This window comes from Nocardiopsis xinjiangensis YIM 90004 (genome assembly GCF_000341145.1).
Lineage (GTDB): Bacteria > Actinomycetota > Actinomycetes > Streptosporangiales > Streptosporangiaceae > Nocardiopsis > Nocardiopsis xinjiangensis.
This window is the reverse complement of the sequence record NZ_ANBE01000003.1, coordinates 380331-400024: the sequence shown is the minus strand read 5'-3', so window position 1 is coordinate 400024 and position 19694 is coordinate 380331. Positions and strand designations below refer to the sequence as shown.

19 protein-coding genes are annotated in these 19694 nt (G+C 69.6%); 11 read left to right on the top strand and 8 right to left on the bottom strand.

Features of this window, described 5'->3' with window-relative positions:
• Nucleotides 1-41 precede the first annotated feature (41 nt).
• Nucleotides 42-1124 (top strand): ribonucleotide-diphosphate reductase subunit beta, encoded by a 1083-nt coding sequence (locus D473_RS24030; protein WP_275040634.1) that lies wholly within the window; start codon nucleotides 42-44, stop codon nucleotides 1122-1124.
• 79 nt (nucleotides 1125-1203) lie between these two features.
• Here the strand turns inward: D473_RS24030 and D473_RS0102305 are convergent, their stop codons facing one another.
• Nucleotides 1204-1533, bottom strand: coding sequence for a CU044_2847 family protein (locus D473_RS0102305; protein WP_017607482.1), 330 nt, complete (start codon nucleotides 1531-1533; stop codon nucleotides 1204-1206).
• Between the two features lie 104 nt (nucleotides 1534-1637).
• Between D473_RS0102305 and D473_RS0102300 the strand changes: the two genes are divergently transcribed.
• A complete protein-coding gene (locus D473_RS0102300; protein WP_026126521.1) occupies nucleotides 1638-1889 on the top strand; it encodes a DUF397 domain-containing protein in 252 nt (83 codons plus the stop codon).
• On the opposite strand, the gene fxsT is transcribed toward D473_RS0102300, so the two are convergent.
• The 3 genes from fxsT to D473_RS27580 form a co-directional block, all read right to left on the bottom strand.
• Nucleotides 1872-5720 carry an FxSxx-COOH system tetratricopeptide repeat protein gene (fxsT, locus tag D473_RS0102295; protein WP_017607480.1) on the bottom strand — a complete coding sequence of 1283 codons (3849 nt, stop codon included), beginning with the start codon at nucleotides 5718-5720 and terminating at the stop codon, nucleotides 1872-1874. The genes D473_RS0102300 and fxsT overlap by 18 nt on opposite strands.
• Nucleotides 5721-5903: 183 nt before the next feature.
• The gene (locus D473_RS0102290; RefSeq protein ID WP_017607479.1) at nucleotides 5904-7787 is read right to left on the bottom strand and encodes a serine protease; all 1884 of its coding nucleotides are present in this window, start codon (nucleotides 7785-7787) and stop codon (nucleotides 5904-5906) included.
• A gap of 20 nt (nucleotides 7788-7807) precedes the next feature.
• Nucleotides 7808-7984 carry a hypothetical protein gene (locus tag D473_RS27580; protein WP_193373238.1) on the bottom strand — a complete coding sequence of 59 codons (177 nt, stop codon included), beginning with the start codon at nucleotides 7982-7984 and terminating at the stop codon, nucleotides 7808-7810.
• A gap of 345 nt (nucleotides 7985-8329) precedes the next feature.
• Here D473_RS27580 and putP point away from each other — a divergent pair, with 345 nt between their 5' ends.
• The 7 genes from putP to D473_RS0102250 all read left to right on the top strand — a co-directional run bounded on the left by putP (nucleotide 8330) and on the right by D473_RS0102250 (nucleotide 15420).
• Nucleotides 8330-9913 carry a sodium/proline symporter PutP gene (gene putP / locus D473_RS0102280; RefSeq protein WP_017607477.1) on the top strand — a complete coding sequence of 528 codons (1584 nt, stop codon included), beginning with the start codon at nucleotides 8330-8332 and terminating at the stop codon, nucleotides 9911-9913.
• Between the two features lie 96 nt (nucleotides 9914-10009).
• Nucleotides 10010-10618, top strand: a complete 609-nt coding sequence (locus D473_RS0102275; RefSeq protein WP_017607476.1) for a putative glycolipid-binding domain-containing protein — start codon at nucleotides 10010-10012, stop codon at nucleotides 10616-10618.
• A 125-nt stretch (nucleotides 10619-10743) separates the two neighbouring features.
• Entirely contained in the window at nucleotides 10744-11583 is an 840-nt protein-coding gene (gene nadE, locus D473_RS0102270) for an ammonia-dependent NAD(+) synthetase (protein WP_017607475.1), read from the top strand.
• Between the two features lie 282 nt (nucleotides 11584-11865).
• The gene (locus D473_RS0102265) at nucleotides 11866-13176 is read left to right on the top strand and encodes an acyltransferase family protein (protein WP_017607474.1); all 1311 of its coding nucleotides are present in this window, start codon (nucleotides 11866-11868) and stop codon (nucleotides 13174-13176) included.
• A 298-nt stretch (nucleotides 13177-13474) separates the two neighbouring features.
• Complete coding sequence (locus D473_RS0102260) at nucleotides 13475-14296, top strand: alpha/beta fold hydrolase (RefSeq protein WP_017607473.1); 822 nt, start codon at nucleotides 13475-13477, stop codon at nucleotides 14294-14296.
• Nucleotides 14297-14414: 118 nt separating this feature from the next.
• Nucleotides 14415-14864 carry a helix-turn-helix domain-containing protein gene (locus D473_RS0102255; protein ID WP_017607472.1) on the top strand — a complete coding sequence of 150 codons (450 nt, stop codon included), beginning with the start codon at nucleotides 14415-14417 and terminating at the stop codon, nucleotides 14862-14864.
• Nucleotide 14865: 1 nt separating this feature from the next.
• The gene (locus tag D473_RS0102250; protein ID WP_017607471.1) at nucleotides 14866-15420 is read left to right on the top strand and encodes a PIN domain-containing protein; all 555 of its coding nucleotides are present in this window, start codon (nucleotides 14866-14868) and stop codon (nucleotides 15418-15420) included.
• A 117-nt stretch (nucleotides 15421-15537) separates the two neighbouring features.
• Here D473_RS0102250 and D473_RS27575 read toward each other — a convergent pair whose 3' ends face one another.
• Nucleotides 15538-15978: a hypothetical protein gene (locus tag D473_RS27575; protein ID WP_152436733.1), complete on the bottom strand. Its 441-nt coding sequence runs from the start codon at nucleotides 15976-15978 to the stop codon at nucleotides 15538-15540.
• The gene (locus D473_RS0102240) at nucleotides 15975-16514 is read right to left on the bottom strand and encodes an ATP-binding protein (RefSeq protein ID WP_017607470.1); all 540 of its coding nucleotides are present in this window, start codon (nucleotides 16512-16514) and stop codon (nucleotides 15975-15977) included. The genes D473_RS27575 and D473_RS0102240 overlap by 4 nt, the downstream gene beginning before the upstream one ends.
• A gap of 261 nt (nucleotides 16515-16775) precedes the next feature.
• On the opposite strand from D473_RS0102240, the gene D473_RS0102235 reads away from it, so the two are divergent.
• Nucleotides 16776-17540, top strand: coding sequence for a GntR family transcriptional regulator (locus D473_RS0102235; protein ID WP_017607469.1), 765 nt, complete (start codon nucleotides 16776-16778; stop codon nucleotides 17538-17540).
• Entirely contained in the window at nucleotides 17537-17974 is a 438-nt protein-coding gene (locus tag D473_RS0102230; RefSeq protein WP_017607468.1) for an NUDIX hydrolase, read from the top strand. Before D473_RS0102235 ends, D473_RS0102230 begins: the two co-directional genes overlap by 4 nt.
• 35 nt (nucleotides 17975-18009) lie before the next feature.
• On the opposite strand, the gene D473_RS0102225 is transcribed toward D473_RS0102230, so the two are convergent.
• The gene (locus D473_RS0102225; protein WP_017607467.1) at nucleotides 18010-18840 is read right to left on the bottom strand and encodes an SDR family oxidoreductase; all 831 of its coding nucleotides are present in this window, start codon (nucleotides 18838-18840) and stop codon (nucleotides 18010-18012) included.
• 109 nt (nucleotides 18841-18949) lie between these two features.
• The gene (locus tag D473_RS0102220; RefSeq protein ID WP_017607466.1) at nucleotides 18950-19660 is read right to left on the bottom strand and encodes an HAD-IA family hydrolase; all 711 of its coding nucleotides are present in this window, start codon (nucleotides 19658-19660) and stop codon (nucleotides 18950-18952) included.
• Nucleotides 19661-19694 lie beyond the last annotated feature (34 nt).

Sequence of the window (19694 nt, the reverse complement as noted above, 5' to 3'; positions counted from 1 at the left end):
CGCACACCCGCCCGCAGCCTTCTGCCAAGGATCGGAACACCATCGCCATGAGCACACCGAACACCGTCGACACCGGCACCGGGCTCGGCGAGATCGAACGCGACGCCGAGCGTGTCGACGCCGGCGACAAGGCGATGATCAACGCCCGCGCCGACGTCAACCAGCTCCTCCCGCTCAAGTACACCTGGGCGTGGGAGAAGTACCTGGCCGGCTGCAACAACCACTGGATGCCCACCGAGGTCGCCATGCAGGCCGACATCGCGCTGTGGCGGTCCGCGGACGGCCTCACCGACGACGAGCGCCTCATGCTCAAGCGCAACCTGGGGTTCTTCGCCACGGCGGAGTCGCTGGTGGCCAACAACGTCGTCCTGGCCGTCTACCGCCAGCTCACCAACCCCGAGTGCCGCCAGTACCTGCTCCGGCAGGCCTTCGAGGAGGCCGTGCACACGCACACCTTCCAGTACATCTGCGAGAGCCTCGGCCTGGACGAGGGCGAGCTGTTCAACATGTACCGGGAGGTCCCCTCGATCACCGCGAAGGACTCCTGGGCGCTCAGGTACACCCAGAACTTGGAGGACCCCGAGTTCTCCACGGGTACGCCCGAGGCCGACCAGGCGTTCCTGCGCGACCTCATCGCCTTCTACGTGATCTTCGAGGGCATGTGGTTCTACACCGGGTTCGCGCAGATCCTGTCGCTGGGACGGCGCAACAAGATGGTGGGTATCGCCGAGCAGTACCAGTACATCCTGCGCGACGAGTCGATCCACCTGAACTTCGGCATCGACGTGATCAACCAGATCAAGCTCGAGAACCCGCACCTGTGGACCGAGGAGTTCCAGGCCGAGGTCCGGCAGATGCTGGTGGAGGGCTGTGACCTGGAGGTCGCCTACGGCCGGGAGACCATGCCGCGCGGTGTCCTCGGGCTCAACGCCGAGCTGTGCGAGACCTACATGCACTTCATCACCGACCGCAGGGCCGAGCAGATCGGTCTGGCCCCGATCTTCGGTGAGACGGAGAACCCGTTCCCGTGGATGTCCGAGGTCATGGACCTGCAGAAGGAGAAGAACTTCTTCGAGACCCGGGTGATCGAGTACCAGTCCGGCGGCGGGCTCGACTGGGACTGACGCACGGGTCGCCCCGAGCAGGAAGGGGCGTCGAGGGACGGGGGTCCCCCCGGACCGGCTCTCGGCGCCCTCCGCCGTGTCAGGTGTGGCGGGCCCAGGTGAGGGTGACCTTGAAGGTGGCCTCGCCGTTGCCCTTGAGGATGACCGCGTCGGCCTCGGCGCTCACGCTGATCCCGAACTCCACCTCCGCGCCGGAGGGGCCTCCGGGGATCTCGGAGAACCCGTTGATCTGCGAGGAAACGGCTTCGGCGACCTTACGGATACGCAGGAGGACGTCGTCGAGGTGTTTTTGTCCGGTGGCTGTCCCGTTCTGTTTGCTGACGTTGTGCGCCCCTTGCCGGCGCTGTTGTGCGGGCTCGATCTTGACGGTGAATCCGTCATCGGTGACGAAGTCGATCGCGTTGTTCACCGTGGCACCTCTGGTCGGTATTTCATGTGGACTTTCGTGATTGTCCGGTTGGAACGTAAAATGGGAATGTGCCGTCAAGCGTCGGTCGTCGCTCAGAGGAGATCGTGGGTCAACTTGACATGGGAACGCGGAAGGGCGAGACGTTGAACTGGGCCGACGGTCGGAGCGCTGACATCTGGCGCAAGTCCCGCCGCTCGCACGACTCGGGCGGATGCTGGGAAGCCCGCCTCAGCCGCGGCGGTGCCCACGTCCGCGATTCCCAGAACCCCTCCGGCACGGAGCTCGGTGTCCCGCTCAGCGAGTGGGCCCGCCTGCTGGCGGCGGTTCCGTGCAGCGTGTCACCGGGAGACCGGTAGGAAGTCCGCGTCGAGCCGGACGAAACCGTCCATGCCCTGTACGTAACGGTGGTCGGGGCCGTATCCGGCCACGAACTCGTTCCGCAGCTGCAACCACTCCTCCCCGACCTCCTCGCCGAGGGCCCGGCGGCTGATGAGCAGGTTGCGCCGGGCGATGAGGGTGAACAGGTGGTCGGGAGCAAGGCCGGCCATGCACGTGGCCAGGGCCGTGTTGTCCTGCTCCAGGGCCTCCTGGAGGCGGCCCAGCCCGAACAGGTCGTTGCCCCGGTTGATCTCCACCGGCGCCAGCGGGCCCAGCTCCGGCGGCAGAAGGTCGGCCAGGCGTTCGTGGGCGACCCGGTCCAGCTCCAGCGCCTCCTCGAAACGACCCGCCGCACGCAGCACGATCGCGGCGTTGACACGCGTGATCCACCGGGCGATGTGTTTCTCCCCGTAGTGGACGTCGGCCGTGACCAGGAGCCGCTCGGCGAGGAGCTCGGCGCGCTCCACGTTCTTGGTGAAGGCCAGGTTCACCGCGTGGATGTTGTAGACGAACACCTCGGTGCGGTTGCGCAACTGGTCGCGCAGGTACTGGGCGTCGGCCGCGCCCTGGGACAGTTCCAGGGCCCGGTCGTGGTCGCCGAAGCGCCGGTGCAGAACCGATTGGAAGAGGGGGATGTCCGCCGCGTGCGAACTGTCCTCGGCCTCCTCCGACTCGAACCGCTGCAGGCAGTCCCCCAAGGTCGCGGTCGCCTCGGTCATACGCCCCAGGCCGAGCATGCTGATGCCCAAGGCCGTCTGTGAGCGCAGGGTCGGGATGCCGTTGGAACCGAACAGGTGGCGGCGGCGCCGGAGGTTCTCCTCGTCGATCTCCAGTGCCTCGGTGAACCGGAAGAGCAACCGCAGGGCCACGGCGACGTCGTGCGCGGCCACCAGGGCGTTGTCGTCCTCCTCGGTGTAGAGCTCGACCACATTCTCGCGGATGGAGCGGAACTCCGACAGCGCGCTCTCGAACTCGCCCAGGTGGCTCAGCGCGATGGCCCGCGCGCGGCGTGCCTCCATGACCTCCTCGCTGTCGCCGCCGTCCAACTCCCGGCGTTCGGCGAGGATCCGGTCGGCCTCCTTCAGGGCCAGGGTGTTCTGGTCGCGCAGACGCAGGGCGTTGTTGCGCAGCAGTTCCATCTCGAAGCGCTGTGAGGGGTCGTCGTACCAGGCCTCGATCGCCGGCTCGGCCATCCGCTGGGCCATGAGCGGGTTGTCGGTCTCCAGCAGGTACACCACGACGTTGCGTACCAGGTTGCGTACTTGCACGTCGCGGGTGCGCCAGGCCTGCGAGGAGAGGATGTGGGCGTAGTAGATCTGGTACTCGGGCCAGTTCTGCGGGTTCTCGGGCCCCAGCGGGTCGCTCTGGGCGAGCAGGCGGTGGGCGAGGTCGCGCAGGCGCACACGTTCGTCCTCACCGAGGGTGCGGCGCACGACCGCCTGGAAGCTGCCGTGGAGCTGGAAGGTGTAGTTGCGGCGGTCGAGGTCGGCGAGGCTGTGCCGGCTCATGTACTGCAGGACCTTGTTCAGGGCCCGGTCGTCGCCCAGGATCTTGGCGAGCTCCCGGTTGTCGCTGAGCCCGCGTGCCCGGTGGAAGAGGGTGCGTTTGAGCGGGCGCGGCGCGAAGAACGAGCACAGTTGGATGAACTCGCGCACGAGCTGCTTGAGTTCGCGGTCGCGTTCGGAGCCGCGCTTGAGCTCCTCCAGCTGCACGTTCCAGGCCGCGGCCAGGGGTTTGTTGTAGTGGCCGTCGGGGCCGACCTCGTCCAGCAGCGAGGAGAACTCGTTGGTGAGCTGGTCGAGGAACTCCTCGGGGCTGATGAGGGAATCGCGCAGGTAGGCGCCCATCTGGGCGAGGGCGAGGGGGAAGTGTTCGAGTTGCTCGGCGATACGCAGGGCGACGGTGTCCTCGTCCAGCCCTTGGGGACAGACGCGGCGCAGCAGGGTGACGCTCTCCTGCGGGGGCAGCTCGCGTACCTTCTTGCCGTCGCTGACGCCGTCCTGGTACCAGCTCTGTTCGCGGGAGGTGATGAGGATGTCGCCGCCGCGGCCCGTGGGCAGCCCTTGTTGGCGCAGTTTGTCGAGGTCCTCGACGTCGTCGAAGACCAGCAGCCAGTACCCGACGTCCTCGCGGAACTGCAGGTCCTCGTGCACACGCTCGACCGTGCGCTCGTAGTTGCCGAGGTCCCCGGGGATGCCGAGGAAACGGGCCAGGTGCAGGTAGGCCTGCTGGACGTCGGTGGCGTTGTTGGCGGGGAACCACCAGATGAGGTCGTAGTCGTCGCGGTGCTGGTGCGCGTACTGGATCGCGATCTGGGTCTTGCCGTAACCGCCGCCGCCGGTGAGTAGGTAGAGCCCGTCATAGGTCTCGGGGGAGTCGAACGAGGCGCGGATGTGCTCCAGGAAGTCGTCCCGGCCGGTGAAGTGCCGGTTGTGCGGGGGCAGGCCGCGCAACTGGGCGGAGCTGCGGCGCCGGCGGCGGAAGCCTCCGGTGCGCGTGCTGACGGGCTCCGAGCCGGTGGACTCCTCGTCGAGGTCGTCGTGGATGCTCACTTGGGGGGTCTGCTCCTTCCGGAGTTTCGTTGGCCCTGCGGGCGGCGGTGTGGCCCCGGGCGGTCCTGTGGGTGCTTCGGAGCCCGTGGCCGCACCGGGGGAAGGCGTTGCGGGGGCCGGTGCCGGTCTGCGGATCCCGAGAGAGTTCTCCAGGCGGGCGGCGAAGCGGCGGTACTCGCCGGGCATCTGGCGCAGGGCGGGCAGAACGGCCCGAGCCAGGCCCCTCTCCCGGGGCGGGACGGTGATCTCGGGGGGCGCTCCGATCTCCAGGCGTGACAGCCACTGGTAGACCTGCGCGGTCTCCTTGAACTCCACGCCGAGGGCGAAGAAGACCGACCGCATGGTGCTGAGGTCGCCGAGCCGGCCGAGGAGCTGTGGGCGGACCCCGGGCAGGAACTCCAGGGCGGCCTCGACGGGATCGTGGAGGTCGCCGACCGGGTGGGTGGGGTCCAGGAGGCCGCTGCCGAGGACCTCGGCGATCTCGGTCCGCCGGGTGCGTTCCTCGCCGGGGTCGCGGGGGATGCCCTGGTGCAGCATGCGGGCCACGGGCAGGTTGACGGGGGCCTGGGCGAGGCGTTGGGCGAGCAGGCGGGCCCCGAGCGAGGCGTGGGTGAGGAAGTGCGCGACGGGATCGGGCACGAGGGTGGCGTCGTCGTTGCGGCTGCCGTCCAGGGGCAGGGCCCACACGTCGGCTTCCCAACCGGCCTCGGGCGCGGGCAGGTTGCGGTGCTCGGGCGGGTTCTCCGGCGACAGGACCGGCAGCGCGGTGGTCCCGCCGGGGAGGTCGCCGACGTCGTCGGGGTGGGCGGGAGACCAAGCGGCGGGGTCGTTGGTCCGGGCGCCGGTGAGGCGCATGGGTGAAGGGTGGACCGGTCCGCGGTGCCAGGTGGAGCGGTCGAGCAGGTGCACCACGTGCAGGGGCAGACGGGTGTTGAGCTCGGCGAGCCAGGAGCGGAAGTGGGGCTGGCGCCAGCCGCGGTCCTGGGCGTCGGTGACGACGATGCCTGCGGTGGCGCCGGCGGGCAGGGGCGCGTCGAGGGGCCACCGGTGCTCGCCGCTGTGGGCACGGGCCAGGGGTGTGGGCGTGATGGCGCACACCGCGGCGCCGACGGACTCGGCCTCACGCAGCAGTTCCGCGATCTCGTCCTCGTGTACGCACATCAGGGGGGATGTGTCGAGCAGGATCACCAGATGTGAGGGGTCGCTGGTGAGGCTGCTGAGGGTGAGGGCAGGAATTTGCGTATTCTGGGGTGTCATGTCCTTTTTACCCCCATTATTCCCTTCTCAAGGGCTCCTGAAGGTGGTCCCCCGTCCTCGGAAATACCGACGCACGAGTCTGACGTCGATTCTGCCACCCCGGCGCGCTCCGGCGAATAGTTCTCCGCGTGCGCGTTTTCCGGATACCACCGGTCGCCGACGTTCTTCCAGGCGGGGTGTGTCTCAGGTTCTCTCCACCTCCCGGAAAAGTACGTCACCGTATTCGTCGTGCACGAGCACGATCCCTTCCCCGCCCTGTTTGCGCTCGGCCCGCTCACGCAACAGCGAGGGCAGGGCCCACACGTGCCGTTGCTCCTCCGACCGGGCCGTCAGCAGCTCCCCGATCAGCGTGAGCAAGGCAGGACGCGGGCCGCGCAGGACCGTCGGTACCCCCGACTCGAGCACGGCGTCGTACACGTTGTGGGTGTCCAACCGGTCGGTCTCCACCACACAGACCGTCACCTCCTCGTCGGAGAGCGCTGCACGCACCTCGTCCCCGACCCGGTCCCACGTGGTCAGCAAGGTGTCGGCGCTCAACAGGGGGTGCTCGTGCTGGCGTTCGGTGCGCGTGCGCCAGGGCCGTTCACGACCGGGTACGTGCCGGGGCGGGCGCACCCGCTCGCGCACGTGGTAGACGAGTTCGTACTCCTCGGCGAGGGTCGGGGCGTCCTGTCGGTCGCCGTGGTGGCCGGTGACCGATCCCAGGTCCAGGCCGAGCAGGCGTTTGGGCAGCAGGAAGCTCAGCCGTGGTGATCCGCGCTCCGGGGTGAGGCCGTCCCGGAAACCCGCCTGGCTCACGAGGTCGCCCACCCGGTCGCGGAGTTGGTAGCGCTGGACCAGCATCGTCGCCTGCTCCCGGTGTTCGTAGCCCCGCCCCGAACGGTGGGCGATGCCGTGGGAGAGCTTGTAGCCCCCGGTCACCGGCTCCACGTCGAACAGGACGACGGTGTCGGGGCGTCGGCCGGGCTGCGGGGCGGTGCCTTCCTCGGCCGAGGGGCCCTCGGGGGACGGGGCGTGTTCCGACGAACGGCGGGTGAGTTCGGAGTCCAGTTCCTGCTCCCATCCGTCACCGAGGTGCTCGCGAGCCTCCTCGCGCAGCCATCGGCCGGCCGAGGGCGGGACGGGCCTGTGGCTGCGCAGCTCACGCAGCGCGTGGTGCACCCACACGAGCCGGAGAGGGGGTGCGTCCCCGGCCGGTACGAGGTTCCACAGGCCCATGAGGACCCGCCACGCACTGGGTTCCTCCCCGATGCGCTCGCGGGTGCGGCGGCGTTCCTCGTCGTCGAGCAGGTGCGCGTGGGGCAGCACGGCCTCCGGGACGGACTCCAGGAAGTCGTGCAGGCGCTCGTAGGCGACCTCACCGCACAGGGCCTCGTCGGTCAGGCGCGAGACCGGTCCGGCCCCGACGGCGCGGCCCTCCCGGCCGCCGTAGCCGCCGTCGGGCATGTCGTCGGTGGTCAGTATGAACGCTGTGCCGCTGGGGCGGTCGCCGTCGTGGGCGTGGAAGTGGTTCTGCTGGACGAGGCCCACCAGCTCACCGGACTCGGTGATGGCCCCGCATCCGCTGAAACCCTCTGTGATCGGCTGGACCTCGTTCTCGGGCAGCGTGGCCTGGTGGCTGGCACGGGAGGGGCCGGCCGGTCCGAGGTAGAGCAGGGAGGAATGCAGCGCGAAACCGTCCGGGTAACCGGTCGTACGGAGGGGTTCGCCCTGGCGTAACCGGGAACCGGTCACCCGCACGGGATGGCCGGTGTCGGGGAAGCCGGAGGAGGTCAACCACAGCACGGCCACGTCGATCTCGCCGTGGCCCGCGGACCACACCTCGGTTCCGACGGAGGCCTCCCACACGGGGCCGTGGCTCTGGGCGAGCCGTACGCGCGCCCGCTCGCCGGGGTGCTCCTCGGTGCCGGCGGGCAGGCCCAGCGCGGTGTTGACCACGTGGGCACAGGTCACGAGGAAACGGGGGGACATGTGGACGGCGCCGCCGACGGGGAATCCGTCGCCGTCGAGGACACGCAGTTGCCAAGCGGGTTCTCGCAGGGGCGCGAGGCGGGGGGTCTCGGTCACGTGAGGGCCTCTCTCACACCTCAGCTGCGGCGGTCCCGATCGGCCTCCGGGACGTAGTTGCGCATCATCATCGAGTTGCACTTGCTGCACAGTCGGCGTGCTGAACCGGGTGACGCGGGCTGCCAGTCGTGTTCGCCCCGTGGGCAGATCCCCGAGGGGCCGATGCTGCGGCCGTTTGCGGAGGGCTGAGCGTCCATGCCGTCACCGTAGTCCGCGGCGGCCCGGAGCAACAGTCCGTTCGTGGATTCGGTGACCGCCGACCGCAGCGCGGCTACCCGGTGTGCGGAGGGGGCGGGATGGGGTCGAACACACCCGGGACCCTCGGGCCCGACCTGTATGTCCGATCGGACGAACAAGGGCGCCGGCGAGTGGCCCGCCGCACAATCCCACCTGGTCGATGACTCGACCGGGTATCGAAGCGGTGTTGTTCCACGAACGACACGTTGTGTCCGGGCTGACAAGGGGACATGATCTCGGTCATCGTCCGTCCGCAGCGCGTATGAAGTGACCGAAAGCGCGCCTGATCACGTAGGAGAGACCGGTTGAACCCCGACTCCTTGCTGGAACCGGTCGTGGCCTTCACGATCTACCTCGGCCTGATGATCGTCATGGCCGTCTATTTCTACAACAAGACGAAGTCGCAGTCGGACTTCGTGCTGGGTGACCGCAAACTCGGCAGTTTCGTGACCGCCCTCAGCGCCAATGCCAGCGATTTCAGCGGCTGGCTCCTGCTGGGTCTGCCCGGCGCGATCTACGCGTCCGGTTTCGGTGAGGCCTGGATCGCGGTCGGCCTGGCGTGCGGTTTCCTGGGCAGCTGGGTGCTGCTCGCTCCCCGACTGCGGGTGTACACCCACCGGGTCACGGACTTTCTCACCGGCGGCGAGTCCAACTCCCTGACGTTGTCCTCGTTCCTGGAGAACCGGTTCGCCGACCGCAGCCGTCTGCTGCGCGCGGTCTCGGCGATCATCATCATCGTCTTCTACTTCTTCTACGTCGCCTCCGGCATGACGGCGATGATGGCTCTGTTCGACCAGGTCTTCGGCCTGGGGCCGGTCCCGGCCGTACTCATCGGGCTCGGCTTCGTCGTCGCCTACACGGTCATCGGCGGCTTCCTCGCCGTCTCCGTCACCGACACCGTCCAGGCGGTGCTCATGTGGATCGCCCTGCTCATCGTGCCGATCGTCGCGATCAGCACCATCGGCGGCCTGGGCGAGGTCCGGGACGGGGTGGCGGCCGGCAGCGAGTCCCTCCTCTCGGCGTTCGGCGGCGCGAGCCTGAACGCCGACACCGGGACGTGGGAGCCCACCGGCGCCCTGGGCTGGGTCGTCATCGTCTCCGGCCTGGCCTGGGCCTTCGGCTACTTCGGCCAGCCGCACATCCTCGCCCGCTACATGGCGATCCGTTCGGTCAAGCAGATCCCCATGGCCGCGACCGTCAGTGTCGGCTGGGCCGTGACCGCCATGGCCCTGGCCGTGCTGGTCGGCTACGTCGGCATCGCCTACTTCGAGGTGCCGCTGAGCGATCCCGAGCAGGTTTTCCCCGCCCTGATCACCGCCCTCATGAACCCGTGGGTGGCCGGCTTCCTCATGGCCGCGATCCTGGCCGCCGTGATGAGCACCGCCGACTCCCAGCTGCTGGTGGCCTCCTCCGCCATCACCGAGGACGGTTACCGGGCTTTCGTCAACAAGCACGCCTCTCCGACGCAGCTCCTGTGGCTCAGCCGGGCCACCGTCGTGATCGTGGCCGTGATCGCCGCGCTGGTGGCCCTGTTCGGCGACCAATCGGTGATGGACCTGGTCGGTTACGCCTGGGCCGGTTTCGGTGCCGGCTTCGGCCCGCTGCTGCTCATGGCCGTGTTCTGGCGCCGCATGACCTGGGCGGGTGCGCTCGCCGGCATGATCGCCGGTGCGTCCATGGCCGTGTTCTGGGACCTCTTCGACGAGAACGTCCTGGGCCTGGGCCTGTACGCGATGATCCCGGCCGTGGCGCTCAGCTTCCTGTGCATCGTGGTCTTCAACCCGCTCGGCAAGGTCACCGAGAAGATGGAGAGCGACTTCGACGCCATGAAGCACGAGATCAAGACCGGTGAGCCCCCGGTGCGTGAGGAGCCGTCCGCCGACGCCTGATCCGTCCGCGCCGGTCCTGGGGCCCGTGTCCTCGTCGGGGCACGGGCCCCACGTGCACTTCTGGCGTCTCCGGCTCCGCGACGGTAGAACGGGTGCATGTCGTCACAGACGGAACACCCCGCCGTGTGGACCCGTACCGACGTCCCCGAGGGACTGGGGATGGGGACCCTCGCGCCCCGGCCGGACGGGTACGTGTTGGAGGCGGGAGAGACCGTCGTCGAGGACGGCGAGGCCTTCTCCACCCGCTTCGGGGTCGAGACCGACCTGGCGTGGGTGACCCGGCACGTGCGTGTGGAGGTGCTCTCCGCGGACGGCCCCGCCCGGCTCGAGCTCACCGCACGCGACGGCAGTTGGGCGCGTGGCGACGGCACCCGGCTGCCCGAGCTCGTGGGCTGCTTCGACGTGGACGTGGCCGCCACCCCGCTCACCAACACCCTCCCCGTCCGCCGTCTGGGCCTGCGTCCCGGCGAGCACCGCGACATCGCGGTCGCCTGGGTGCACGTGCCCTCGTTGTCCGTGCGGAGGGTGCGCCAACGCTACCTCCGCCACGGTTTCGCCGACGGCCTGGACCACTACACCTACGCCGACCCCGAGAACGGCCGGTACCGGCTTTCCGTGGACACCGACGGGCTCGTCGTCGACTACGAAGGACTGGCCCGCCGCCTCCCGCGTCCGGGGCCGCCCGGACGCGGGAGCGGTCCCTGAGCGGGCCGGCGCCGTTCGGGCCCCACCGCAGTGGTGGTCGTAACCACGTGCGAACGGGGTACACGGGACAGGTACGAACCTGGATAATCGGCGAGCACGAACACCACACGACAGGGGGATGCGCCGTGACCGAGACTCAGCTGAGCCAGGAGCGCCGCGGGATCATCAGCGACCTCGAGGTGGCCGCGGCCTTCGACACCGGCGTCGAGACCCAGCGCCGGGTGGCTTTCCTCGCCGAGCGACTCATCACCACCGGCACCACCGCCCTCGTTCTCGGCATGAGCGGCGGTGTGGACTCCTTGGTCACCGGCCGCCTGTGCCGCCTGGCCGTCGACCGGGTGCGCGAACAGGGCCACGAGGCCCGGTACGTGGCGATGCGCCTGCCCTACGGCGTGCAGAAGGACGAGGACGACGCCGCCCGCGCCCTGGGGTTCTCCGCCCCCGACCGCACTCTGACCGTGGACGTGGCCCCCGCCAGCGATGCCATGTCCGAGTCCCTGCGTACCGCCGGCATGATCTTCGACGGTGACACCTCCGAGGACTTCGTGTTCGGCAATGTCAAGGCACGCCAGCGCATGATCGCCCAGTACGCGGTCGCCGGCGGGATGCGCGGTCTCGTGGTGGGTACCGACAACGCCGCCGAGGCCGTCACGGGGTTCTTCACCAAGTACGGCGACGGCGGTGTGGACCTCGTCCCGCTGGCCGGGCTGACCAAACGCCGGGTCCGTGCCCTGGCCGCATCGTTGGGCGCTCCCGAGGACCTGGTGAACAAGGTCCCCACCGCCGACCTGGAGTCGCTCGCTCCCGGGCGCCCGGACGAGGAGGCGCTCGGCCTGAGCTACGACCGGATCGACGACTTCCTCGAGGGCCTGCCCGTGCCCGAGGACGTGGAGCGCACCCTCGTGGCCCGCTACCGTGCCACTGCGCACAAGCGTGCCGTGCCCACTGCCCCATCAGCTCCCTGACCTGGGTATTCTTCGTTGGTGGTGGTGCATGCACCACCACCGGCGGTCGTGTCGCCCGTCGGTGGAGCAGGGTGCCCGAACCATCGCGAACACCTTCCTCTTGCACTTAAGGTCGTATCCGAACACGCGTCGGGCACACGGACGGGGATTCGCCGCCGACGCAGCACAGGCGGTGCGCCCTGGACGCACCGCGACCCCCTGCCACCGGTCGGCACCGCTCCTTCAGCCACGGGCACGTGTGTGTCCACAGGGTGTGGACCGGCGGCGACGAAGGAGCAATCGATGGCCGTGACCACCCCGATGACAGCCGAGGCGACCGCGACCTCACCGGCCGTCCCCGTGCGGGACCGGTTCCTCGACGCGATCCGGCTGCTGGTCATGGTGCTCGTGGTCGTCCAGCACTGGTGGCTGCCGGTACTGGCGGTCGAGGAGGGCACCGGGACCCTGGATGCCGGGAGCGTCCTGGCCACCGAGGGCGGGTTCGTGCTCACGTGGGTCTCCCAGGTCATGCCGCTCATCTTCTTCGTCGGGGGAGCGGCCAACTTCATCAGCTGGCGGTCCGCCTCCCGCCGCGGCACCCCCGCCGCCACCTGGTACGCGAAACGGCTCCGGCGGCTGGCCTGGCCGGTCGTGCCGCTGGCCGCCGTGTGGTTCGTCGGCTGCAGCGTGCTCTTCCTGGCCGGCGCGCCCCACCAGCCGGTCCTGGTCGGCGCCGGGGCCGCCGGGATGGTGCTGTGGTTCCTGTCGGCGTACGTGCTCGTCGTCGTGGCCACCCCCGTCCTGGCCCGCGCCCACGAGCGCCTGGGTTGGTGGGTGCCGATCGGCCTGCTGGCGGGCGCCGCGGCCGTCGACGCCGTGCGCTTCGGCAGCGGCGTCGACGCCGTCGGATACCTCAACGTCGCCTTCGTGTGGCTGGGCGTGCACCAGCTCGGGTTCCACTACTCCACGTCCACGCTCCGGCGCCGGTACGCGGTGGGCATGGTCGTCGGAGGCGTGGCCACGGCGACCGCCCTCGCCTGGGCCGGCCCCCACGGGCTCAACATGACCGGGGTCTTCGCCGCCGAGACCTCCAACGTCGCGCCGCCGACGCTGCTGCTGGCCGCGCTGGGCACACTCCAGGTCGGGGCCGCCATGCTGATGCGCGAGCGGATCGCCGCATGGACCGAGCGCCCCGGTCCCGCCCGGCTCCTCGACCGCGTGAGCCCGCAGCTCATGACGATCTACCTGTGGCACATGGTGCCGATCAGCGTGGTCGCCGGCGTGCTCGTGTTCGGGCTCGACATCCACACCCCCGCCCCGATGACGGGCCTGTGGCTACTGTGGGGGGTGCTGGGGCTGGCCGTCCTCATGCCCCTGGTGGTGACCCTCGCGCACTGGGCGGTGCGGTTCGAGAACCCGCCCACCGCCCTGGACGGGGCACCCGGCCTGGTGCGGGTCCTCCTTGCCGCCGCGCTGATCGGCGGGGGCCTGCTCGCCCTGACCGTCGCCGGCCTGGGGACCGGGCTCTTCACCCTCCTCGGGCTGCTGTCGGTCCTGACCGGCCTGGTGCTGACCCGCGCACGCTCGCGCGAGCGTGCATCCGCCGGGACTTGACGCTCCCTCGGCGCGCGCCGGCGGCGGACCTCGAGAAGTACCTCGGTCGACGTCCTCCCCGTCGTGAACCGACGGGGATCGAGACCCGCCCTCGCGGCGCGCGCCGGTTGGCCGGGCAGGGTGCGGGGCTCGAAACCGCGCAGACCACGGGCGGCAGGCCGGCCGGACCGGTGTGCCGCGCCCCTCCGAGCCAGGACCAGAAACGCCCGTCCGGCACGAAAGGGCGCGGTGGCCAGGCCCGAGTCACCTCCGGACCGAAGGCCGGAGCGCTCTCGGACAAGACGGGTAGACCGGGAACATGGATCCCACACGCATCGCCTACGAACGGCGTGGTCGGGGGCGCCCTCTGGTGCTGCTGCACGGTCTGGGGGACCGGCGGCAGAGCTGGGCGGGTGTGATGCGCCGGCTCGTCGACTCCTACGAAGTCATCTGTGTCGACCTCCCGGGGTTCGGAGACACCCCGGCCCCGCCGATCGGCGAGCCCTACAACGTGGTCTCCCTGACCGATGCCGTGCGGGAGTTCTGTGAGCTGCACGGGTTGGAGCGCCCCCACATGGCCGGGAACTCCCTCGGGGGCTCGATCGCCCTGGAGCTGGCCGCCCGCGGCGCCGCCGGGTCGGCCACCGTCTTCTCCCCGGCCGGGTTCTCCGACCGGGCCGCGCGTTGGGGGATGCGCACCGTCGGACACGTGGCGAACGCGGCCGCGCGGCTGCCCACCCACGTCAAGGAGCAGCTCGCCGACACCCCGCCCGCGCGCGCAGCCGCCCGGGTGGCGCTGCGCGGGGACCCGTCGTCGCCGGGCGCCAAGGCCACCCGGTTCGGCGTCCAGGGATTGGAACCCGGGGCGCCCTACGTGCGGATGGTGCCGCGCATCGCCGAGTACGTGTTCGTGCCGCGCCACATCGACTGCCCGGTCACCATCGCCTGGGGAGACCGCGACCGGACCCTGCTGCCCTCCAGCGCCGAGCACGCCCACGCGCGCGTGCCGAACGCGCGTATGGTCTCGCTCCTCGGCAGCGGGCACATCCCCATGGCCGACGATCCTGTCGCGGTCGCCGAGCACATCCGCTGGACCTGCCGGTCCGCCGAGCGCGGCCACGCGCGCCGCCGTCCGCGCTGAGGGTCCGGGGTGGCCTGCCCGGGCGACAGGGCCACCGCTCTCTTGCGTTTGCTTCGTTTGTTTCGGATAATGCATTTGTAGGCTGATGAGCTGTGCCAAGGTCGAGCGAGGGGGAACCATGGCAGTGTTGTCTTCGCACCCGGACACCGATCAGATCGAAGCAGCTGAGAGCGCCCTGCCCCGGATCCGCCGCTATCTGGACGAGCACCATGAGGCGCTGACCTCTGTCCCCGTGGCCGTCGAGGACAGCCAGGAAGAACTTGTGCTTCCCCGTGCGGCTGTCGAGCTGCTGGCCGGGGTGCTCGCGCACATGGCGGCCGGGCGCGGGGTCTCGATCGTGCCGGACCACGCCGAACTGACGACCCAGCAGGCCGCGGACATGCTCAATGTCTCGCGCCCCCATCTCATCGGTCTTCTCCAGGCGGAGGAGATCGAGTACCGCAAGGTCGGAACCCACCGCAGGGTCCGTGCCGCCTCTCTGTTGGCGTACATGCGCAGGGATGACCGGCGCCGTCGCGAGGCCGCCGACGAACTGTCCGCGATGAACCGGGAATTGGGCCTGGACTGAGATGCCCTTCGTCGTCATCTACGATGCGAACGTCTTGTACCCGAGCACACTTCGGGACCTGCTCATCCGGGTGGCGCAAGCAGGTCTCGTCCAGGCCAGATGGACACACCGGATCCTGGACGAGACCTTCGGCAACATCAAGAAGAACCGTCCTGAGCTCCCGGCCACGGCCCTGGAGCGCACAAGGGAACTCATGATCTGTGCGGTCCGGGACTGCCTCGTCACGGGGTACGAGCCGCTGATCGAAACCTTGGACCTTCCGGACCCCGATGACCGGCATGTAGTGGCCGCCGCCATCCGCGCACGCGCTCAGGTGATCGTCACGGAAAACCTGACCGATTTCCCTTCGTCGGTCCTGTCGGGGTGGGACATCGAGGCCAAGAGCCCGGACGACTTCCTTCTCGATCAGATCCACTTGGACAGGAAAGTGGTCTGGTCTTGTGCACAACAGATCGCCGACTCTTGGCGCAAGCCGCCCGGGACGGTCTCCGACGTGCTCGCCAGTCTCCAACGCAACGGCCTTCACGGCTCAGTGGCTGAGCTGCAGTCCGAATGAAGGTGGTCGGGGTCGGTGAGCAGGCACTGCACACCAAGGAAGATCTTGCTACCAGCGCCGGCTTCGACGGTCGAGGTCGGCTCCGGTAGCAAGAGCCTCCTGGTTGTTGATGGCCGTTCAGCCCAGGAACCCGAACAGGTGGGACACGCAGGCTCCGGCGGTGGCGGCGAGGGTGTGGCCGGCCAGGATCCATCCGGTGCGGCGGCGTGGTTTGCGGTGGTTGCCCGGGCGTCGCGGTGGCACCGGTACGGGTGGTCGCGAGGGGCGGGGGCGTGAAGGGGGTTGTGCGCCGGGGCTGGTCTCGTCCGGTGTCCTGGGGTGCGGGACCGTGGGTGTGGCCGGTCGCGGTTGCCGGCGTGGAGGTGTTCGCTCTTCCTGGGCGTTCATCCAGGCGGGGAGTTCGCCGTGGAGCTGTCGGTAGCGCACGCGGGGATTGTCGGCCATCTGGGCGAGCATGCGTGCCTGGTGGGTTCGAGGGATCCCGGGCCTGGTGAAGCGCCGGCCGCGGGGAGCGGTCAGGACCTGGCGCATACCGTCCGGCAGTGTCGCGGTGCTCATCGCGCACCCCCGCAGGTGCAGCGCGCGCACGTGAACGTGAATTCGGCCCACAGCACGGTGCCGAGCTCGGCGGACGTCTCGGGGCAGGGCCATGGGCGGGTGCCCCATTCGTCGGCCAGGCGGTGGATGAGCAGGAGTCCGCGCCCGGACTCGGTGGTTTCCCATTCCTCTGCCGGTCGTCGGTCCACTTGCGGTGGGATGAACGGTCGCGCCGGAGGCCGGCCCGAGGGGCCCTCATCGATGACGCACAGGCGCATGGTGGTCTTGCGGCCCATGACGAGTGGGGTGGACAGCAGCCGGATGACGCTGCCTCCGGGCTGCTGGGAGCGCGAGTGCCTGACTGCGTTGGCGAATGCTTCGTTCGCGCAGAGCTCGATGTCCTCGCGTGCCTGGCGCGGGATGCCGGCGAGGGTGGTCAGGTCGTCGCGGAGTTCGGAACGGAAGCGTGCGCAGGTGGGCGCGGTACCGGGGTAGTGCCGGGCTTCCCATCGCCGTCCTGGGTAGGCGGGCGTAGGGGGAGGGTGGATAATGGTCATGTCGGCAACTCCTTGTTCAAGTGGGTGGTTGTCGGCTCGGCCTCGGTGGGTGCTGCAGACACCCCCGGGGCCTTCTGTATGCGCGGTCGAGGTCTTGCGAGACCCGAGGCCCGTGTGTGCACCACGATAAACACTTATGGCATAAGCTGCAATGCATATGGCATAAGCAGTCGCTCTCTTCAACGGACATGAGAGGAAGGGGCGAGCCCGGCCGCGCTACGGTGAAGGACGAAGACACACAGGCCGGGAGGGACAAGCCGGATGAGCACCCTGGAACCGCCCCGAGCGCGGTACAAGCAGGTGGCAGCACTGTTGCGTGATGCCATCAGGCGGGGTGACTACACTCCGGGCAGCACCTTGCCCAGCCAACCGGACCTCGCCAAGAAGTACGGCCTCAACCAGAGCTCCATCAGCCGGGCCATGGCCACGCTCCAGGCCGAGGGGTGGATCCGCACAGAACACGGGCGCGGGTCGGTGGTGCTCGATGTGCCGATGGTCAAGCGTGTACGGAAGATCGACCGTCATCACCGGAGTTCCCGTGGCGAGAGCGCGTACGCGGAGGAGCTTGCCGAAGCCGGGATGACCGCGCGGACCGAACTTGTGCATTGGGGTGAAGAGGACCCGCCGGACATCATCTCCGAGGCGCTCCGGATCGCTCCGAGCGAAGCGGTTCTCGTGCGCAAGAGACATATGTTCGCTGATGACAAGCCGGTCCAGATCGCAGCTTCTTACATCCCTATGTGCGTGGCCGGCAGCGTTGACATCGCCATGCCCGATACCGGACCGAGCGGTATGTACGGGCGGTTGGCGGAGCGTGGGTTCGCTCCGGTCCGATTCAGCGAGGACATCGAGGTCCGCGGTGCCACATCAGAAGAGTCCGAGTTCCTGAACATCGTGCACGGCCAACCGGTTTTCCAGGTTCTCCGCACGGCCTTCGACCCCGAAGGGAGGCCGGTGGAAGCATGCCTGAACGTCCTGGCCGCTCTGCGCTGGCGGTTGACGTACACGTGGGAGCAGGAACGATGAGCGACGTGGCCCTCCACAGCGTGAGCGTCACCGGGATCGTCGTGCGCCCCGAGGACGGCAAGGTACTCGTGATCAGACGGGCCGATGACGGGCGCTGGGTCCCGCCGGGCGGGGTTCTCGAACTGGTGGAGACACCTGAGCAGTGCGCCATGCGGGAAGTCCGGGAGGAGACCGGGGTCGAAGTCGAGCCAGTGCGGCTGACCGGGGTCTACAAGAACATGAAGCTCGGTGTGGTCTCCCTGGCTCTGCTGTGCGAACCCGTGGGCGGCAGTGTCCGGACGACCGACGAGGCCCTGAGCGTGGCCTGGTTGTCTCCTGAAGAGGCCGTACGCGCGGCGCCTGAGGCACGGGGCGTCCGTATCACCGATGCGTTGTCCGAAGGCGGCCCGTTCATCCGTGTCCACGACGGAACGCATCTGCTTCCCGAGGCGTGACCGGCGCCGAGGAGGCGCGCACAGACAGGTGTGGCTCAGACGCTGAAACCGCCGTCGGCGCTGATGACCTGACCGGTCACCCACGACGCCTCGCCGGTGGTCAGCCACGCCACCAGCCGTGCCGGATCGTCGGTGGTGGCCATACGCCCGAGCGCGAACTCCGGGGTGAGCTGTTCGATGTCGTCCTCGCTCATGTATCCGGTCGGAACCGGGCCTGGATCGACCACGTTCACAGTGATGCCCTTGGGGCCGAGCTCGGCGGCGAGGGTCGGGGCGAGCTGGGCGAGGGCGCCCTTGGCGGCTGCGTAGGCGATCTCGCCGGGCATACCCCCGTGCATCTGGCCCGAGGTCATGAGCACCAGACGTCCGCCCGGTCCGGAGGGGCGACGGGCGGCGAAGGCCTGTGCAAGCAGGATCGCCGAACGGGCGTCCACGGCCCAGTGCCCGTCCAGCATCCGGGGAGTGACCTCGGCCAGTGATGCGTCGCCGCCGTTGCGGGCGTGGTTGGCGACCACCACGTCCAGGCGCCCGAGCTCGGCGTGCGCCGCGTCGATCACCCGCGCCGGGGCGTCCGGGTCGGCCATGTCGGCACTCACGTGCGCCACCCGTGCGTCAGGGTCCCCTCGGGTCTCACGTACTCCGTCCAGGACGGCGTCGAGGTCGTCGGTCCCCCACGGGAGTTCGGCGTCGTGCGGGCGGTAGTGGTGCACCAGGACCGACGCCCCGTACGNCGCGCCCAGCCGGCGCGCGGTGGCGAACCCGATGCCGTCGCGGCGGCTCGCCCCCGTGACGAGGGCGGCCCGCCCGCGCAGCGGCAGCGGATCGCGGGCGGGGTCGGGCATGCGGTGTCCGTCGGCGCCGGCCATGCGGGCCTCCTCGGTGGTCGCGTTCGGGATCGACCTTGGCAGAGCCCCGTCCGGGGCGCACGCCCTTTCCGGCTCGGCTCACGCTCGGACGGATGCCGTGGTCCCGCGCCTAGACCCCCGCTGCCTCGGCGAGGTCCGCGAGTGAGGTGAAGTGGTGGTCGGGGGTGGTCACCGTGCCGGGCGAGGGTGTGGCCCCCGAGCCTTCGTCCCCGTGTCGGCGCTCGATCCAGCACGTCGTGTAGTCGAGTCCGACAGCGGCGGCGATGTCGTGGTACTGGCTCTGCGCGACGTGCATGACCTCCTCTTTCCGGTACCCGTGTGTGCTCTGCCGGCCGAGGCAGTAGGCGAACATCTGCGGGTCCGGCTTGTTGGCGCCGACGTCCTCGACGGTCACCGTGTCGTGGAAGGGGTCCCCCAGGGTCCGCGCCATGCACCGGAGGGCCCAGTTGTCGGAGTTGGTGAGCGCGACCAGTCGGAACCGGGTGCCCAAGCGGCGCAGCGCATCCACCGAGTCCGTGAAGGGCGGCCACTCCGGGATGGATTCCGCCAGTCCCGTCGCCTCCGCGTCGGTGGTGGCGAGCCCCAGTTCCTCCGCGAGGCGCCGGTGGATGGGTTCCAGCATCTGGGTGAAGGGGAGCTCGGGCGCCAGGCGCTGCTGCACGTCCTCCGCCCGTCCGAATGCCGCCAGCAGAGCCGCGTCCCCGTGCGGGGCCCCGGACCGGGCCGCGATGGGTCTCAGGTGATTCAGGATCCCGGCCTCGAAGTCGATCAGGGTCCCGACGACGTCGAAGGTCAGTGCTCGGTGCTCGTGGACGGCCATCTCTCCTCCGAGGAACATGCCGGTCGGCTCACGT

Coding starts and splice junctions, on each gene's coding strand:
- fxsT (WP_017607480.1), bottom strand. CDS start 5,720: ATGACACCCCAGAATACGCAAATTCCTGCCCTCACCCTCAGCAGCCTC.
- D473_RS27580 (WP_193373238.1), bottom strand. CDS start 7,984: ATGGACGCTCAGCCCTCCGCAAACGGCCGCAGCATCGGCCCCTCGGGG.
- D473_RS0102275 (WP_017607476.1), top strand. CDS start 10,010: ATGTCGTCACAGACGGAACACCCCGCCGTGTGGACCCGTACCGACGTC.
- D473_RS0102265 (WP_017607474.1), top strand. CDS start 11,866: ATGGCCGTGACCACCCCGATGACAGCCGAGGCGACCGCGACCTCACCG.
- D473_RS0102260 (WP_017607473.1), top strand. CDS start 13,475: ATGGATCCCACACGCATCGCCTACGAACGGCGTGGTCGGGGGCGCCCT.
- D473_RS0102255 (WP_017607472.1), top strand. CDS start 14,415: ATGGCAGTGTTGTCTTCGCACCCGGACACCGATCAGATCGAAGCAGCT.
- D473_RS0102250 (WP_017607471.1), top strand. CDS start 14,866: ATGCCCTTCGTCGTCATCTACGATGCGAACGTCTTGTACCCGAGCACA.
- D473_RS27575 (WP_152436733.1), bottom strand. CDS start 15,978: ATGAGCACCGCGACACTGCCGGACGGTATGCGCCAGGTCCTGACCGCT.
- D473_RS0102240 (WP_017607470.1), bottom strand. CDS start 16,514: ATGACCATTATCCACCCTCCCCCTACGCCCGCCTACCCAGGACGGCGA.
- D473_RS0102235 (WP_017607469.1), top strand. CDS start 16,776: ATGAGCACCCTGGAACCGCCCCGAGCGCGGTACAAGCAGGTGGCAGCA.
- D473_RS0102230 (WP_017607468.1), top strand. CDS start 17,537: ATGAGCGACGTGGCCCTCCACAGCGTGAGCGTCACCGGGATCGTCGTG.
- D473_RS0102220 (WP_017607466.1), bottom strand. CDS start 19,660: ATGGCCGTCCACGAGCACCGAGCACTGACCTTCGACGTCGTCGGGACC.